The 15,242-nt window shown below is 61.9% G+C and carries 12 protein-coding genes and 1 pseudogene; 5 read left to right on the top strand and 8 right to left on the bottom strand.

Annotated elements, in window-relative coordinates; genetic code table 11:
• Position 1: 1 nt before the first annotated feature.
• Positions 2 to 1,399, bottom strand: coding sequence for a phosphotransferase (locus tag OVY48_RS00065; protein ID WP_156106123.1), 1,398 nt, complete (start codon positions 1,397 to 1,399; stop codon positions 2 to 4).
• A 163-nt stretch (positions 1,400 to 1,562) separates the two neighbouring features.
• Here OVY48_RS00065 and OVY48_RS00060 point away from each other — a divergent pair, with 163 nt between their 5' ends.
• On the top strand, positions 1,563 to 2,258 hold the full coding sequence (locus tag OVY48_RS00060; RefSeq protein WP_081912770.1) for a TetR/AcrR family transcriptional regulator: 696 nt from the start codon (positions 1,563 to 1,565) through the stop codon (positions 2,256 to 2,258).
• 10 nt (positions 2,259 to 2,268) lie between these two features.
• Positions 2,269 to 2,467, top strand: a pseudogene (locus OVY48_RS00055) (IS3 family transposase); the annotation flags it as partial.
• Positions 2,468 to 2,543: 76 nt separating this feature from the next.
• On the opposite strand, the gene OVY48_RS00050 reads toward OVY48_RS00055, so the two are convergent.
• Complete coding sequence (locus tag OVY48_RS00050) at positions 2,544 to 2,768, bottom strand: hypothetical protein (protein ID WP_037473628.1); 225 nt, start codon at positions 2,766 to 2,768, stop codon at positions 2,544 to 2,546.
• Between the two features lie 375 nt (positions 2,769 to 3,143).
• On the opposite strand from OVY48_RS00050, the gene OVY48_RS00045 reads away from it, so the two are divergent.
• A complete protein-coding gene (locus OVY48_RS00045; protein ID WP_037473632.1) occupies positions 3,144 to 4,175 on the top strand; it encodes an IS110 family transposase in 1,032 nt (343 codons plus the stop codon).
• Between the two features lie 597 nt (positions 4,176 to 4,772).
• Here the strand turns inward: OVY48_RS00045 and OVY48_RS00040 are convergent.
• The 6 genes from OVY48_RS00040 to OVY48_RS00015 are packed head-to-tail and all read right to left on the bottom strand — an operon-like array spanning position 4,773 to position 12,105.
• Positions 4,773 to 5,879: a phosphotransferase gene (locus tag OVY48_RS00040; protein WP_037473633.1), complete on the bottom strand. Its 1,107-nt coding sequence runs from the start codon at positions 5,877 to 5,879 to the stop codon at positions 4,773 to 4,775.
• A gap of 38 nt (positions 5,880 to 5,917) precedes the next feature.
• Entirely contained in the window at positions 5,918 to 6,685 is a 768-nt protein-coding gene (locus tag OVY48_RS00035) for an SDR family NAD(P)-dependent oxidoreductase (RefSeq protein WP_237748782.1), read from the bottom strand.
• Complete coding sequence (locus tag OVY48_RS00030) at positions 6,667 to 7,845, bottom strand: hypothetical protein (RefSeq protein WP_237748783.1); 1,179 nt, start codon at positions 7,843 to 7,845, stop codon at positions 6,667 to 6,669. Before OVY48_RS00030 ends, OVY48_RS00035 begins: the two co-directional genes overlap by 19 nt.
• The gene (locus OVY48_RS00025; protein ID WP_037473636.1) at positions 7,832 to 8,992 is read right to left on the bottom strand and encodes a sulfotransferase family protein; all 1,161 of its coding nucleotides are present in this window, start codon (positions 8,990 to 8,992) and stop codon (positions 7,832 to 7,834) included. The genes OVY48_RS00030 and OVY48_RS00025 overlap by 14 nt, the downstream gene beginning before the upstream one ends.
• A 3-nt stretch (positions 8,993 to 8,995) precedes the next feature.
• A complete protein-coding gene (locus OVY48_RS00020; protein WP_037473638.1) occupies positions 8,996 to 10,486 on the bottom strand; it encodes an aldehyde dehydrogenase family protein in 1,491 nt (496 codons plus the stop codon).
• Positions 10,483 to 12,105, bottom strand: coding sequence for a GMC family oxidoreductase (locus tag OVY48_RS00015; RefSeq protein WP_037473639.1), 1,623 nt, complete (start codon positions 12,103 to 12,105; stop codon positions 10,483 to 10,485). The genes OVY48_RS00020 and OVY48_RS00015 overlap by 4 nt, the downstream gene beginning before the upstream one ends.
• A 149-nt stretch (positions 12,106 to 12,254) precedes the next feature.
• Between OVY48_RS00015 and OVY48_RS00010 the strand changes: the two genes are divergently transcribed.
• Both OVY48_RS00010 and OVY48_RS00005 read left to right on the top strand, forming a co-directional pair.
• Positions 12,255 to 12,905 carry a TetR/AcrR family transcriptional regulator gene (locus OVY48_RS00010; protein ID WP_161774232.1) on the top strand — a complete coding sequence of 217 codons (651 nt, stop codon included), beginning with the start codon at positions 12,255 to 12,257 and terminating at the stop codon, positions 12,903 to 12,905.
• Between the two features lie 144 nt (positions 12,906 to 13,049).
• A partial coding sequence (locus OVY48_RS00005; protein ID WP_313921587.1) for a TonB-dependent receptor occupies positions 13,050 to 15,242 on the top strand: 2,193 nt, incomplete at its 3' end.

Genomic DNA, 15,242 nt, shown 5'->3' with positions numbered 1-15,242 from the left:
TCTAGATATGGGTGGCCGAATCGTGCGCCATGACAGTCGTCGAAGGCGGATCGGAAAAAGCCAGCCGATCGATAGGGCCGGGCGCTCTATCCACGATGGGTCCAGGGTAGCCACGCAGCAATTGCAGCGCGCGCATCGTCCGGCGATGGAACAGGCCGATCAGATCGGCTTCCTTATCTGGCCCGGCGGCCAGCACATATTGTTCCAGCGTCGCCTCGGCCGCTGCCGCGCCTGCGAAACTTTGGCCCAGCAACTGCTCTGCCTCCGATCGATCGCGGCGCGCAATCTCGTGGCCGATGGCGTCGCGGCGCTGTACATAGCGGGCGAGCGATAAGGCTGGAGGTTCGCGCAATCGTCCGCGCGCCGCTGGCAGATCGGTACAACTCGCGACCAAATTATCATAAATGATGTCGGTCGCTTTTTCGACGGTTACAAGATCGGCGACAGGTGTCAGATCGACGCTGCGCACCTGCGCCAATATTTCCAAAGCAGCGCACCTACAGCCAAGATCCCAGGACAGATATTCGACATAGGCAGGCAATTGGCGCTGCGTGCGGAGTGCCGACTCCATCCGCATCGGCACAGCAAGGAAAGACGCGATGGTGTGAAAATCGAGCGCCACCCAGTCGATCGGGTTACCGCTTTCCACGACATAGCGCTGCAACAACGACGTCAGATCGCCGATCGGTTCGTTGATGTCGCGCACCCTGATCGATGCTAGGTCCGCCATGGGGTCGCCTAAATGCGCCAGTTCCAGATCATAAATATGGGTGATCCTGTCCCCATCATGAAAAAACTGCGGCGCGTCGGCGATCAGCAGCGCCGTTTCCGTGCGATGCAGCGGAAGATTGCCCAGCACCCATTTACGTAGAAAGGCGATCAATGGATCGGGACCATCGCGATGGCTTTGATACTGTTGATCCGCATCATCAAAATAGGCGAGCGCAATGGCTTGCGGGCTTTGCGGTTGTGGCAATCCGATCCCTGCGGCCTTTACTGTATCGATCCGGTGAACGGACGCCATGATCGCCATATAATCGCTGACCAGCCGATGCAGGTTTGCGTCGCGGTCGGCGCCGCCCGCGAAAGCCGTCGCGTCGATGCGCTCCATGGCAATCGCCGCGGGGTTGTCGCACCAGCCATGGATATGCGGTACGGCGATGCCCTCGTCCGCCAGCAACCGCAAGACATCATGTTCTACGCGCAACGGCTGCGTTTCCTGGCCCGCACCGCGATCGCCGCGAATATGGATATGGATTACGCCCTCTGGCGTGCGGACCGATGCGTTCCACGCCGGGCGCCATCCCGGCAGGATATCCATAGCGACAATATCGCCCATCGTCGCTTGGATCCAGAGCCGGATATTCTGCTCAGCTATTAAGTTCGGCTGGTCGATCACCAGGCATCCTCATGAATGTTCGTCACACCGCAACGCGGATGCAATCTTTATGTGAACAGCGTTATCATAATAGGGTAACACTGTTCATTCAAGCGAATTTATCGCGGGGCAATGCGCCGTGATTGCGCTATTCAGCACCCGACATCGGACAGGAAAGCGCGCAATGGAGAGCAATGCTAAGGGCCACCAAGATATTCTAGTCGCTGGCACCACGGCATCACCTCGTCGGGCGCGCAGCGCAGAGGCTAAGGATCATGTGCGGCAAGCATTGATTGACGCGGGACGTCATCTGCTGCTGGCCAAGCCCTCAGGACCGATATCGCTCCGTGGAATTGCCCGCCATGCCGGCTATTCCTCCGGTGTCGTGTATCGGTATTTTGCGGATCGCGATTCACTGTTTCTCGCGATCCGTGACAGCGAATTGGCCAATTTCGGTGATAGGCTAGAGATGGAATTCGCCACATATGACGAAGCGGAAGAGCGCCTGTTCGCCGTTGCCGATCGGGCCTTCGATTTTTCACGCGACCAGATCGCCGCCTTCGGCATGAATAGCTTGTTCCTGTTCTGGTTCGACCCCGCTGGCACGCAGAATGGCGCTCCCATTCGTGATACTGCACCCGCAGCAGCGCGCATCCATGCCTTTTTCGAACAGGCGGTCAGCTCCGTAATGGCACCCAGTTCGCACCAGAATTCGAACATTCAATCGGCAGTAGGAGCCCTGATGGCGTCTATATCAGGGGCCGTACTCTTACCGCGGGGAAGCGATCATGATGATTTCCCAGATGGCCGTATCATACTGCGTGACATCGTCGAAGCATTGATCTGCCGTTGGCAGGCTACGTCGGAGCCGACACATTAATAATTGACAGATGCCGGGCGACCTTGAGGCTCAGATCGAGGCCTTCGTTGAGCACTAGAACCATCAGAGGTATCAAAAGAGCCTGAGCAACGTGACGTCCGCCGACGCCTACTTTGGCAGGGGGCCCAGCCATCATTAAGCAGCGCGAAAGGTTCAAGCGGCAGACCATCGAGCATCGGCGCTTGCAACACCGCAAGCTCGCCCCCTAAACCTACCCCCACACGAGGCCACCACTCCGCTAATTTATGCCGCGAAGTGTGCTGAATGTTCTGACGACCGAAAACGTCAAATCATTGGCCAGCCATAGGCATCCTTCATCCCGGCGAAGACCGCCTTGATATGCACCGCCAAGGCCGCATCGCTGAGCAGACGGTGCGGCTGCTTTGGGCCAATATCGGTGGCTTGCTGCAATCTGTGATGACGATAGCCGCTAGCGCTGACCTGCAAAACACGGCACTGCACCACGATCGGCCAGGTGCCACCATGTCGCCGGATCAAGGCATACCTCACCGCGGCTCCCTCGCGAGTCTACCGCTGTTTTTTAGAATGTGGCTCTCCATGCGCACTCGCACCAGCTCGGCCTCCAGCCGTGCGATCTCCATCTGTTCAAGGCTCACGGCTTTAACGTGAACATCAAGAAGGCGACCGGTGTCCTCCGCCTTTACTCCGTCCTTCGTCTGATACCCCTTCTCTGATCTGTTCATACCAGCCAGGGGAAACGTCAGGCAGGGACAAGCTCACGGAACAAAACATGGGATAATCGCGGCGCGATTCATCCTGGGCATCAGCTTTTTGATATAGCTGACAGGGGTGGTTGCCCCCCGATATGATGGAAAAACGGGCTCACGATTGGCACCGGGCCCAAGCATCGCACGGAGAGCAACCATGAAACAATATATAGGCTTTGACGTTTCACTAAAAGATACCGCGATCTCCATTCGTCAGGATGGAAAACGGATCTGGCGCGGCAAGTGCGCATCGGATCCCCAGATCCTGGCGCAGATAGTCCGCAAACACGCCCCGCATGCGGAGCGGGTGGTATTTGAGACAGGTCCATTGTCGACCTGGTTCTATCATGCGTTAACGGCGGCGGGAGTTCCCGCGATCTGCATCGAAGCGCGTCATGCGCAGAAAATATTGAACGAGACGCTCAACAAAACTGATGCCAATGATGCTGACGGTCTGGCCCAACTGGCAGAAGCCGGCTTTTACAAGGCGGTCCGGGTGAAGTCGTTCGACGCCATGTTGACCCGCACACTGGTGGGCGCCCGCAACCTGTTGCTTACCATCTCAACGCAGCTGAGCAATCAGATCCGCGGGGTCATGAAGACGTTTGGCATCGTCGTTCCCAAGGGTACAGGTCGTGTATTCGACGGGAATGTCCGCGAGCTTCTGGACGGCAGGGATGGCCTGGCACAGATCATATTGCCTTTGCTGGAGGCCTGGCGCGACATCCGCAAGCGCGCCGCTGAACTTGATCGTCAGTTGCTCGCCGCAGCCCGGCAAAGCCAGGCAATCAAGCTGCTGATGACGATCCCGGGAGTCGGGGCGGTCACGGCCGTCTCCTATGCTGCGGCGATCGAAGACCCAGCAAACTTCAAAACTTCACGCGCGGTCGGCGCTTGGCTCGGGCTTACCACGCGGCGTTACCAATCAGGCGAAGTGGATTATGACGGCCACATCTCGCGGCGAGGCGACAACCATCTGCGCGGCCTCTTATACGAGGCGGCAACGGTCATTCTCACGCGCACCAGCGCTAGCAACCAGAGCGGCCTCAAAGACTGGGGCCTCAGGCTACGCGAGCGGCTGGGCTTCAAGCGCGCCGCGGTCGCTGTGGCCCGCAAACTGGCAGTCATCATGCACACAATGCTCAAAACAGGAGAGGCATTCAACACATCGGCTGGCGTCACCGCATAACCAATTCACCAGCTTAACTTCTCAACGCGTCAGCATCTGACGTATTGAGGCGTCCTTGCCGTGGACGTGGGTCAGGTCATTCCGCTTTAACGGCTGCAGCTTTTTAAAGACTGCGCACAAAACATAGGAAGACCTTGCCTGCGGAGACCCATCATGCGGCGGCTTTATGCCGACCGCGAAGACAACCCTGCTCCCGGCATACGAACACCCTCGCGCGACACGCCGCATTGAGAAAAACAAGCACAAGGTTGATTAACGTGTCGACGCACTAACCGACGCGATCAGCCTTCCCATGCCAACCACGCTTGACTGGAGGGACGCGATTATACAACAAGTTGACTATAATTCGGAGTTCAACACCAGCTTCCACATTTCACTGCTGTTTCTGGCGTCAGGTGCCGGTTGAAGTCGCCATTTTGATCGCGATCCGGTAATTGTTCATGTCGATGCCGCTAGATCTCAAATAGCGATGAAAATGGGAGACAGGCGCTCTTTCTCGAAGATGCTGGTGATCTCTGCGGTTGTGGCGTGGTTACGAACCTCTCGACGCTGCCCTCTGCAATGACGAGCGGGGGGCGCGTCGCCAAGCTCGATCTGTCACACTACCTGTGCTATCAACCGAGCTGTTTCGTGATCCTCGAACGCCGTGGTCAGGCGAAAATGGTTCATGACATTGATTTCCCAACCATAATTGACCACTGGCGTCGTCAGCCAGCCGATATAGACGCCCCACATCAGGCAACGGCCAAACTCGGTGAAACTGTCCTCGAACGAAGGCCCATCGATCACGCCCTCGGACGCCAGCCTGTCCAGATAGAAGCGGACCAGATCCTGTTCATGGGCGCGGCGATCCTCCACTGACAGCGCCGTCGTCACCAGATAGCTGACATCATGCATATGATGGCCGCGACAGGTGAGTTGCCAGTCGAGCAGGCCACCCGACCCGTCAGGCAATATATAGCTGTTGCCGATATGCATGTCGCCCTCGACCAGCGTCTGGGGCAGGCTCTGCTGGTGCCGGTGCAGCGCCAAGGTGCCGTTGCGCAGGTCCGGGCCGGTCGTGCGCAGCCGCTGCACCATTTCGCGCTTGAACGACACGGTGTCGATCTCATGCTGGATCAGCGGCTGCGCGCCCACCATCATCAGGTCGGCCACCTTGCCCTCGACATGGCTCCCCGCCCAGGCCAGATCGCCGCCGGGCCGCAGGCGCGGACTTTCCCAGAAACGGGCGTGCAACTTGGCCTGCTGCGACAGGATCGACCGCACAGTGTCCAGCGTCACCGGCGACAGGACGCTGGGAAAGGTCGCGCCGCGCAGCGTCAGGTCTTCCAGCACGATGGCAAAGTCGCTCGATGCCGCATCGAAGCCCGCGCCGAAACTGCGCGGCGTCTCCAGGTCCAGTTCGGGACGGACGCGGTTGTAGAAATTGACTTCATTTTCGTAGAAGGGTGCCAATATTGTGTCGACGCCGCGCGCGACCTTCACGACCAGACGGGTGGGCAGGTCTGCCGGACTGCCCGGACCATAGCGGACATTGACGATCACGCGCCCGGCCGTGGACACGAACTGCTCGCCATAGGTCTTGGCCTCCACCATATTGACATGGGTGACGGTCACGCCGGGGACGGCCTGCGCCATCAGCCTGGTCAGATAAGCGGGCGTGATGTCCGCCGCCGATGTCGGGTGCGCCAATGGGTCGGCCATGCAAAGCTATCCTTTCCTGTTATGGTTTATCGGCGGGGCTAACCGGCCATGATCCCGCCATCGACCGCCCAGCAGGCGCCATGCACCCGGCGCGCGCGGTCGGACGCCAGGAACAGCAGCGGCTCCACCACGTCCTCGGGCGGGCAGGGCGGCCGCATCCCGGTGTAACGGGCCAGCAATTTGGGATCGGCGAAGTCGGGAAATGCCATCCCCTGCAACATTTCCGTCCGCATCGGGCCGGGGGCCAGCACGTTGATCCTGACCGGGCTGTCCATCATCTCCATCGCCAGCGACAGGGTCAGGCCGACAAGGCCGAATTTGGACGCGGTATAGGGAGCCAGATAGGCCTGGCCCATGAAGCCCGCGGTGGACGCCACGCTGATGATATTGCCGTGACTTTCGACCAGATGCGGCATAGCCGCCTGCATCAGGAAGAAGGGGCCGGATAGGTTGGACGCGATGGTGCGACGCCACTCGTCCGCCGTGACGTCCGACAATTGGTGGAACATCACGTCGGCGGCGATATTGCACAGCACGTCCAGCCGCCCGAACGCCGCGATGGCCGCTGCGATCGACGCGGCGCAATCATCGGCATCGCCCAGGTCGAAGGGCAGTTCCACGCTGCGGCCGCCCGCTTCCCCGATCAACCGCGCCGTTTCCGCCAGCTTGTCCGCGCTTCGCCCCAACAGGCACAGCGTCGCCCCCTCCCGCGCGAAGGCCAGGCTGGCGGCACGGCCCAATCCCGATCCCGCCCCGGTGACGAGGACGACCTTGCCGGTAAATTCCATCACCAGCGCCGCCGCCATTGCGCGCCTCGCCTGCGCCTACGAAGCGCTTCATCGCGCTGCGATGGCGTCACCACCGGCGTATCGCTGGGCAGGTGATCGCGTACCTCTGCCGCCGGTACGATTTTGAGCGTGGGTTCCGGCCCCGAACTCGCGCCGGTCCAGCGCAGCATCAGCGATCCTTCCAGCCGCCCGGCCGGGTCCAGCCAGTTGGGCACGCCGGGATCGTCTATCGCGATCACGGCGCGAAACCGGCCGTCACTATCCAGAACGGCCTGGCCGCCATTCAAGCTGCTCTGATGGTTGATCCAGTCGATTGTGTTCCACAGCGGATCGTTCAACTGCACATTCCAATAGCGGACCTGATCGGGCATCGCGGTGTCGATGATGATCACTTGCCCCGGTTCCAACCGGAAAATGCCCTGATAATAATGCTGCCCGGCTACGCCGCCGCGCCCGGCCCAGTCGTCATATTCTAGGCGATTAACGAAGCCTTGCGCCCGCTGCCGCTGGACATAGCCCAGCGCGAAACCGGCATAGCGTTCGACGAAGGCGGACAGGCGATCGAGCCGATGCACGATCTCGGTTGCTGGCATAAGCGCGCCGCCCACCGGCCGGTCGACCCGCTCGATGGCGATGCGCAATTCCTGGCCTACGCCCCAGTCATAATAAGCGTGGCGCAGGCCGATGGTGACGGCGCGCGGATCGAGCGGGAACCAGTCGCCCGCATGGTCCTCCGGCCGTTGTCCGCCGACCAATATGTCGAACGCCCCGTCCGGCCCCAGCGTGCAGGCATCCAGGTCGATCATCCCGACAGACGGCCCTAGTTGCTCCATCGGCCCCAGCCCGCCCGCGACCAGATCGATGAACACGAACACGCCGTCGCCCCGCTGGCCCGACAGCCGGTACACGCCCCCGCCATCGATCCGCGCCGCGCCATAGATGAAGTCGGGATTGACCCCGACGGTGTTCAGCACATTGCTGACCGACGGCACGAAATCGGGCCGGTCGGCGTCGGCAAAGGCAGTCTGGTAGCCGGTGGCGAGTGCGGCAAAGAGCAGGCGGTGCGCCTCCGCCCGTGCCTGCGGGTCGGCGGGGTCCGTCAAACTGTCCAATACGCTGTCCGCTTTGGCCATCGTCTCCAGCCAGCCGCGCCAGGCGGAGGGTTCAGATATAGGCACGGTAAGTCTCGATATATTCGGCGAACCGGTCGCTGACCTGATCGGTGGTCAGGCCATAATCGGCCAGCGTATAGCTGCGCGCGCCATGCTTGCCCGCCGGATTGTCATGCAGCCAGCCAAGGATGCCCGTTTCCGATTCCGGGGTGAAGTCCCAGCCGAAATGGTCGTAGGCGGCGCGGATGGTGGCGACCGGATCAGCGACCAGATCCTTGTAGCGCATGTCGTGGATTGGCAGGTCGGGATGCGCCTTGCGATAGTCCATGCTGCACTTCACCCCGTCCCACCAGAGTTGCAGAAATTCGGCCCCCAGCGCGTGCAGGTCGAGATCATCATAAGATGGTCCGCGAATGACGCTGATCAATTGCGAGATGGAGGCGATGACGGTGGTAGGGTCGCGATGCGGCTGGATGAAGATTGCGTCGGGATAGACGCTGCGCAGCGCGGGCAGTTTGTACATATGCTCCTGTATCTTCAGCACCCAATGCTGGCCCGGATGGCGCCAGCCCAGATGCTGGAGCCACATTTTGTGCACCTCGTAGCGGAAGGTCGCGTCGATCCCCTTGAACCAGTCGTAGAAGCGGGGAAGATGCTGGAACATGCACGGGTTGCTGCTCTGGAACGACGTGGTCATGAACGACCCGCATTCCTGCGGTATCTTCGCACCCAGCGGATGGGCCTTGAGCAATTCGTCGGCATCCGCGCCCAGTTGCGCGCGCAGATGCGCGTCGAAACGGGCGATGCGCGGGTCGGTGTCCGCCGTGGCGGCCTCTGGCGGGGGCGAGGGTTCGGCCACTTCCCACATCAGTGGAGTGCGGACCTGCGGGTCGCCGTCCATCAACGCATGGAGGAAACTGGTGCCGCAACGGGGCAGACCCAGGATGAACAGTGGTTGTCTGATCTCCACCTCGGCAATTTCGGGGTAGCGCGCGCGATCGTCGGCTATCGCTTTCAGGCGCGACAGATCATCGTTGACGATATGCAGGGCGCGGGCATGGCCATTGGCGTTGAGATCGCGGTCCTCCGCCATCGACGCCAGCAACATCGTCAGGCCGGGCCTGACATTGTCGCGCAGATAGTCGGGCAGGGGATAGCGGTCCAGAAGCGTATCGGCGTCGGGGAAATCATGGGCGCTGCTGATCGTTGCCATGGCTTATATCCCCACCGGATAGAATATCGACTTCTGATTCTGATATTCATGCAGCCAATCGGGACCATATTCGCGCCCGACACCCGATCGCTTATAGCCGCCGATCGGCGCATAGCTCATGCGCCCGGTGCCGCCGTTCAGCATGACGCTGCCCGACCGGATTTGCAGGGCCATTTCGTATCCCTTGGCCGCATCCGCCGTTTCGACGCCGCCATTCAGCCCATAGCGGCTATCATTGGCGATGCGGACTGCTTCCTCGTCGGTGTCGAAGCCGATGATGCAGCCGACCGGGCCGAACACCTCTTCCTGGGCAATAGTCATGCTGTTGTCGACATCGTCGAAAATCGTGATGTCGGTGAAGAAACCCTTGTCCAGACCCGCAGGCCGCCCGCCGCCATGGACGATCTTCGCGCCTTCATCGCGGCCGATGGCGATCAGATTTTCGACCTTGCTCCGCTGCGATTCGCGGATCAACGGCCCCATCGCCACACTCGGATCGGCAGGATCTCCGATCTTGAACTGGCTGGCGACGGCGCAGGCGGTTTCGACGAACGCCTTTCGGATACTGTTATGGACGACCAGGCGGGTAAGGAGCGCGCAGCCTTGGCCCGCATTGACCGACAGCACGGCGACTGCCATCGCCGCCGCCCGCGCGACATCGGCATCGTGCCGCAGGATCAGCGCTGACTTGCCACCCAGTTCCAGATGGACGCGCTTCAGCGTCGGGGCCGCCTGCGCCATGATCGCCGCGCCGACGCCTTCGGACCCGGTGAAGCTGACCAGGTCGACGCGCGGGTCGCTGGTCAGCATCGTACCAACCTCCGGCCCGCCGGTGATGACGTTCAGCACACCCTTGGGCAGGCCGATCTCGTCGGCGATCTCGCCGAACAGCAAAGCGGAAAAGGGGGTGAAGGGAGACGGCTTGAGCACCAGCGTATTGCCCGCCAGCAGCGCCGGCACGATCTTGGCCAGGTTGATGAGGAAGGGGAAGTTATAGCCGGTAATGCCTGCGACCACGCCGACCGGCTCGCGAACGACCGTCGTGCCGCCCATTTTGCGGGGGCCATCGGGGTCGAAGGGATTGGGGGTGATGTCGATCGGCAGGCGGACACTATCGTCGCGCGTTGAATGTTCCAGCGCAGCGAGAAGATGGTCGAGCGGATTGGCGACCTGCATCCCGTGGGTCACGCCCTGCGCGCAACCGACCTCCGCCACGATCAGCGCGACGATCTGCGGCCGCCGCGCGTCCAGCGCCGCGTGCATCCGGCGCAGATAGGTTGCGCGCTCGGCCATCGCCATGCGCGGCCACACGCCATGATCGAACGCCTCGCGGGCCGCCGCGATCGCTGCTTCCGCCGCCGCCGCGTTGCCCACAGGCGCGTGGCCGATCACCGCTTCGGTCGCCGGATTGATGATAGCGTCGCGCTCCGCGCCTGCGGCAACCCAGTCGCCGTCGATGTAGAGTTTGTCGATCGTTGTGAAGGGGATGGTCATGGGTGGATATCCTGTCCGGGCCGCAGGATCATCTCCGCGGCGTTGAGGGCGATGGCCATCGCTGGCGCATTGGTGTTGCCCGACACAATAGTCGGCATGATGGAGGTATCGACCACGCGCAGGCCGGTGACGCCGCGCACGCGCAACTGCGGGTCGAGTACGGCGTCTTCGTCCGCGCCCATCCGGCAGGTGCCGCAGATGTGGAATGTCGTGCCGCCAAGGCTGATGGCATTGGCCAGTATGTCCTCGTCCGTCTCGATGCCCACGGTTTTGCCGGTTTCCGCGACGATCCAGTCCTTGAGCGCGGGTTGCGTGGCCAGATCGCGTAGCCAGCGGAACAGGGCGACGAAGTGCCGCCGGTCGGCATCGGTGGCCAGGTGATTGGCGTCGATAACGGGCGGCGCATCGGGATCAGCGGCGCTGATCCGCACCTGCCCCTGGCTGTCGGGCCGCAGATAATAGGCGATGACGGTCATGCCGGGATAGGGGTCCAGCACCACCGCGCCCTTCGCATCGGTATGAAAGGAATAGAGCCCCAGGCCGATCTGGGCATCGGGCCGGTCAGGCGACGCCTGCGTCTTGATGAAGCCGCCCACTTCATGCGCGCCGTGGGTCAGCGCCCCTTTCGAGCCGAAGAAGTATCGGAGCACCGACGCGATCAGACCTAGGCCAGACAGTTTCTGGTTCAGGCTGTTGCCGCGCACCTTGTAGGTAAAGCTCAGATAGCGATGTTCACGCAAATTGGCGCCGACGCCGGGCGCGTCGACCACGACCGGAATGGCCAGCGGTTCGAGCAGGGCGCGGGGGCCAATGCCCGACAGTTGCAATAATTTGGGGCTCTGGATGGCCCCCGCCGACAGGATGATTTCGCGCCGTACCGCGACTTCGTGCAAGCCATTTTTGTCACGCAGCAGGATGCCGCTGGCCCGCTGCCCGTCGAACAGGATGCGCTGCACGTCGGTATCGGTCACCACGGTCAGGTTCGCGCGTCCCCGCACCGGTTTCAGGAAAGCGCGCGAAGCGGAAAAGCGCTTGCCGCGATAGGTGGATGTCGGCTGATAGCCCATGCCACCCTGCGTGACCGCAGGGATGTCGTTCATGTCGTCCACCCGATGCGTCCCGGCCTGCTCGGCCGCGGTTAGGAACGCTTCGCACAACGGATCGCCGGACGGATGGACGCTCACCTTGAGCGGGCCGCCGGTCCCGCGCCACGCCTTGATGCCCAGCGCATGATCCTCCAGCGCGACGAAATGGCGGCCCATCGTCTGCCAGCCCCAGCCGGTGCAGCCCGCCGCTTCCCACGCGTCGTAATCGGCCGGCGCACCGCGCACATAGACCATGCCGTTGACCGAACTCGATCCGCCGACCGTGCGCCCCTTCAGCCAGCTTTCCTGCGGCGCATTGCCGCCCGGCGACACGGCATAGTCCCACACATGGGGATTGCCCGGCGCCAGCAATTTGCCGATGCCGCGCGGCATGGCGATCAGCGGGCTGTTGTCGTCCGGGCCAGCTTCCACCAGCAATACCTTGACCGCCGGGTCGACCGACAACCGGTTCGCCAGGACGCAGCCGGACGACCCGGCGCCGATGATGATATAGTCGTAGCCATTCTGGTTCATGCCGTTCGAGTTCCTCGCCATAGCCGCTAAAGACCATAGACGTGGCCTTAGTCCCACCTGTCGGGTGATAGGTGGACGGTCGGCGCGCTCGTCGCGGGTGGTTCGCTTTCCGCTTGGCTTGGCGGCAGCGAATTGCGATGCGTGCGGGCATGAAGGGTAAATGGGAAGATTATGGACCCGGCGCGCGCAAGCTGCTGCTCGCCGTGGAGGAAATCATCGCCGAACGCGGGATCGAGGGTGCATCCATCCGCGAAATCCTGCGCGTCGCCAAGCAGGGCAATAACTCCGCCATCTATCGTCATTTCGGATCGAAAGAATTATTGATCCGGGCGATTTACGACATCCGCCAGGCGGAAGTGGACGATTGCCGGATGCTGCGGATGCAGGGGTTGCCGCGCCTGCCCGACGATATTCGCGGCCTGCTCGAATTATTCCTGTTGCCGGTGCTGGACGCCTTCGCAGGGCGGCAGAGGTGGATTTATTCGCAGTTCATCCTGCACCTGATCCTGAACGATCCGTTTGACGAAGCCTTTGACCGAGCCAGAGAAGGACCGGCGGTCGCGCTGGTTCATCAGGCGTTGCGGGGATGCTGCGCCGCCATGTCGGACCAGGTCTTCACCATGCGCCTGTCGGTGGCGGTGACGAATTTCCTGATGGGCGTCAGCTATGGGGACCGGGTCGCCAATCTGACCGGCGGCGCCTATCCGCGCTCCGACCAATATCTTGAAGACCTGATCACCGCAGGCTGCGCCTTGCTGATGCTGCCGCCCTTCGTCGAAGCCGCCGACACGCCCGGCTGACGATTGGCGGGGTCATGGACGAAAATCGAGGGCCCTCTCCGGCGATAGGCACGACTAAGACGATCGTCTTCTACTTCTCCCGACGGCACTGGCAAAGGTCAGGCTTGCGAGAACATGACGTTCTGCTGCTCAGGGAGAGATGAAATGCGCCCGATTTTCACCGCGCGTCTTGCGGTACTTTTAACGTCCGTTGCACCCCTGGCCCTGCCGGTCCTGGCGATCGCCCAAACGGCGCAGCCCCAGGCGTCGCCTAGTATCGACGACATCGTCGTCACCGCCCGCCGCTCCGAGGAAAGCATCCAGTCGACGCCTGTGTCCGTCACCGCCTTCAACGCGGATATGCTGCGCGAAGCTAATATCGCAACCACCGCCGACCTGATGATCAAGACGCCCGGCGTCTATCTGTCCGGATCGGGCGGGCGCGAAAATTCGGTGTTCCAGATCCGTGGCCAGTCCAAGGCGTTGAGCGGGTCCAACGCGCCTGCCGTCGTCAGCTATTTTGCCGATGTGCCCGCGCCCACCTTCGGCAGCGGCGTCGCAACCTATGACATGGCATCGGTCCAGGTTCTCAAAGGGCCGCAGGGCACGCTGTTTGGCCGTAACACCACCGGCGGCGCCGTCCTCTATTATCCCGCCGCGCCCGAATATGTCCTGGGCGGCTATGTTGAGGCGGGCTACGGCCGCTATGAACGCAAGCAATTGGAAGGCGCGCTGTCCATCCCGATCGTGGACAACAAGCTGGCGGTACGGGTCGCGGGCCGGTACGAAAAGCGCGAGGGTTATACCAAGAATATCGGACTGGGCGGCGACCTGGACGACGTCAATTCCCGCGCGTTCCGCGTGTCCGTGCTGGCCGAACCAGTCGAGGGTTTCAAGAACCTCACTATCTTCGATTGGTATCGCAACAACTACACCGGCGACGCGGTGTTGCTGACCAGCCTGTTCGACAATCCCAGCCTGATCGACCTGTTGGGTCTGCGCAGCGCGATGCAGGAGGCGCTGGCGGCGCAGCAGGCGCGTGGTCCCCGCGTCATCGACAGCGACGTGTCCCCCGCAATCAACCGCACCCGCCGCTGGGGCATCACCAACCGCACCGATATCGACCTGGGCGACAGCGGGGTCAGCTTCACCAACATCTTCGGCTATCGCAAAACCTATGTGAACTATAATATCAACACCGACGGCGTGCCGTTGCTGATCACGACTGGCAATCCTGCTGCCGGACTGCCCGCCGGCTTGCCGCTGACCCTGCTGAACGCAGGCGCGGTCAACAACGTCGAACAATATACCAATGAAGTGCAGATCAAGGGCAGCGCGCTTGACGACCGGGTGGACTGGCTGGTGGGCGGATTTTATCTGAAAAGCCAGCCCTACGGCCCGACAGGCAGCGGCAATTCGATCGCCCAGGTCGTGCTGCCACCTTTCCTGCCGGCCGAAAATTACGGCACCTTCCAATATAATTTCTACACCGAAAAGAGCAAAGCGCTGTTCGGCAACGTCAACATAAAGCTGGATGAAATCGCCCAGGGTCTGCGCTTCAACGCCGGGCTGCGCTACACCTGGGACAAGGAAATCGCCTGTACGGCGACCGACAACACCACCCAGGGGACCGTCCGCCCCAATGAATGCGTATCGACCAACCCGATCCTGATCGGCGCAACCACCAACACCGCCAAATCCGATGCGCCCACCTGGACCGTGGGTTTCGACTGGCAGGTGACGCCCGACCTCTTCACCTATATTTCCACCCGGCGCGGCTATCGCACCGGCGGCATCAATACGCCCACCTTCGGCGGGCGGCTGGCGCCCTATCAGTCCTTCGGGCCGGAACGAGTCACCGACCTGGAACTGGGGGTGCGATCCGACTGGACGCTGGGCGACGTCCGCGTCCGCCTGAACCTGTCGGGCTTTGTGGGCTATTATGACGGGGTGCAGATTGCACTGAGCGGCTTGCTGACCCAGCCGGGCTGCGTTGCGGGCGATCCGGTCTTTGGCGAAGCGCCCTTTTCCCCCGATGGCGATTGCAGCGCGGACAACGATCCGCAGTCGGGCACGATGCTGGCCAATGCCGGCAAGTCGCGCGTCGCGGGGCTGGATTTTGACGGTCGCATCCTGTTTTCCGATCGGCTGACCTTCACCTTCGGCGGCAACCTGCTCGACACCAAAACGCGCGAACTGACCGCCCCTGCGCCGATCGCCGCTTATCTCACAACCCAGGAAATCCCGTTCGACCTGGTGGCGAAGGCGACCTTCACGCTGGGCGCGCAATATCGCATCCCACTGGGCGCGATGGGCGATCTCAACGCGTCGGCGGACTATTATCATTCCAGCAAATTG

This window comes from Sphingobium sp. SA2 (assembly GCF_032227065.1).
GTDB lineage: Bacteria > Pseudomonadota > Alphaproteobacteria > Sphingomonadales > Sphingomonadaceae > Sphingobium.
The sequence above is the reverse complement of the archived record's forward strand: the minus strand, read 5'-3'. Positions and strand labels throughout refer to the sequence as shown.

Excerpts from the sequence above, each read along its gene's own strand:
- OVY48_RS00015 (WP_037473639.1), bottom strand. The coding sequence starts at position 12,105 with ATGAACCAGAATGGCTACGACTATATCATCATCGGCGCCGGGTCGTCC.
- OVY48_RS00060 (WP_081912770.1), top strand. The coding sequence starts at position 1,563 with ATGGAGAGCAATGCTAAGGGCCACCAAGATATTCTAGTCGCTGGCACC.
- OVY48_RS00045 (WP_037473632.1), top strand. The coding sequence starts at position 3,144 with ATGAAACAATATATAGGCTTTGACGTTTCACTAAAAGATACCGCGATC.
- OVY48_RS00035 (WP_237748782.1), bottom strand. The coding sequence starts at position 6,685 with ATGGCGGCGGCGCTGGTGATGGAATTTACCGGCAAGGTCGTCCTCGTC.
- OVY48_RS00020 (WP_037473638.1), bottom strand. The coding sequence starts at position 10,486 with ATGACCATCCCCTTCACAACGATCGACAAACTCTACATCGACGGCGAC.
- OVY48_RS00010 (WP_161774232.1), top strand. The coding sequence starts at position 12,255 with ATGAAGGGTAAATGGGAAGATTATGGACCCGGCGCGCGCAAGCTGCTG.
- OVY48_RS00025 (WP_037473636.1), bottom strand. The coding sequence starts at position 8,992 with ATGGCAACGATCAGCAGCGCCCATGATTTCCCCGACGCCGATACGCTT.
- OVY48_RS00040 (WP_037473633.1), bottom strand. The coding sequence starts at position 5,879 with ATGGCCGACCCATTGGCGCACCCGACATCGGCGGCGGACATCACGCCC.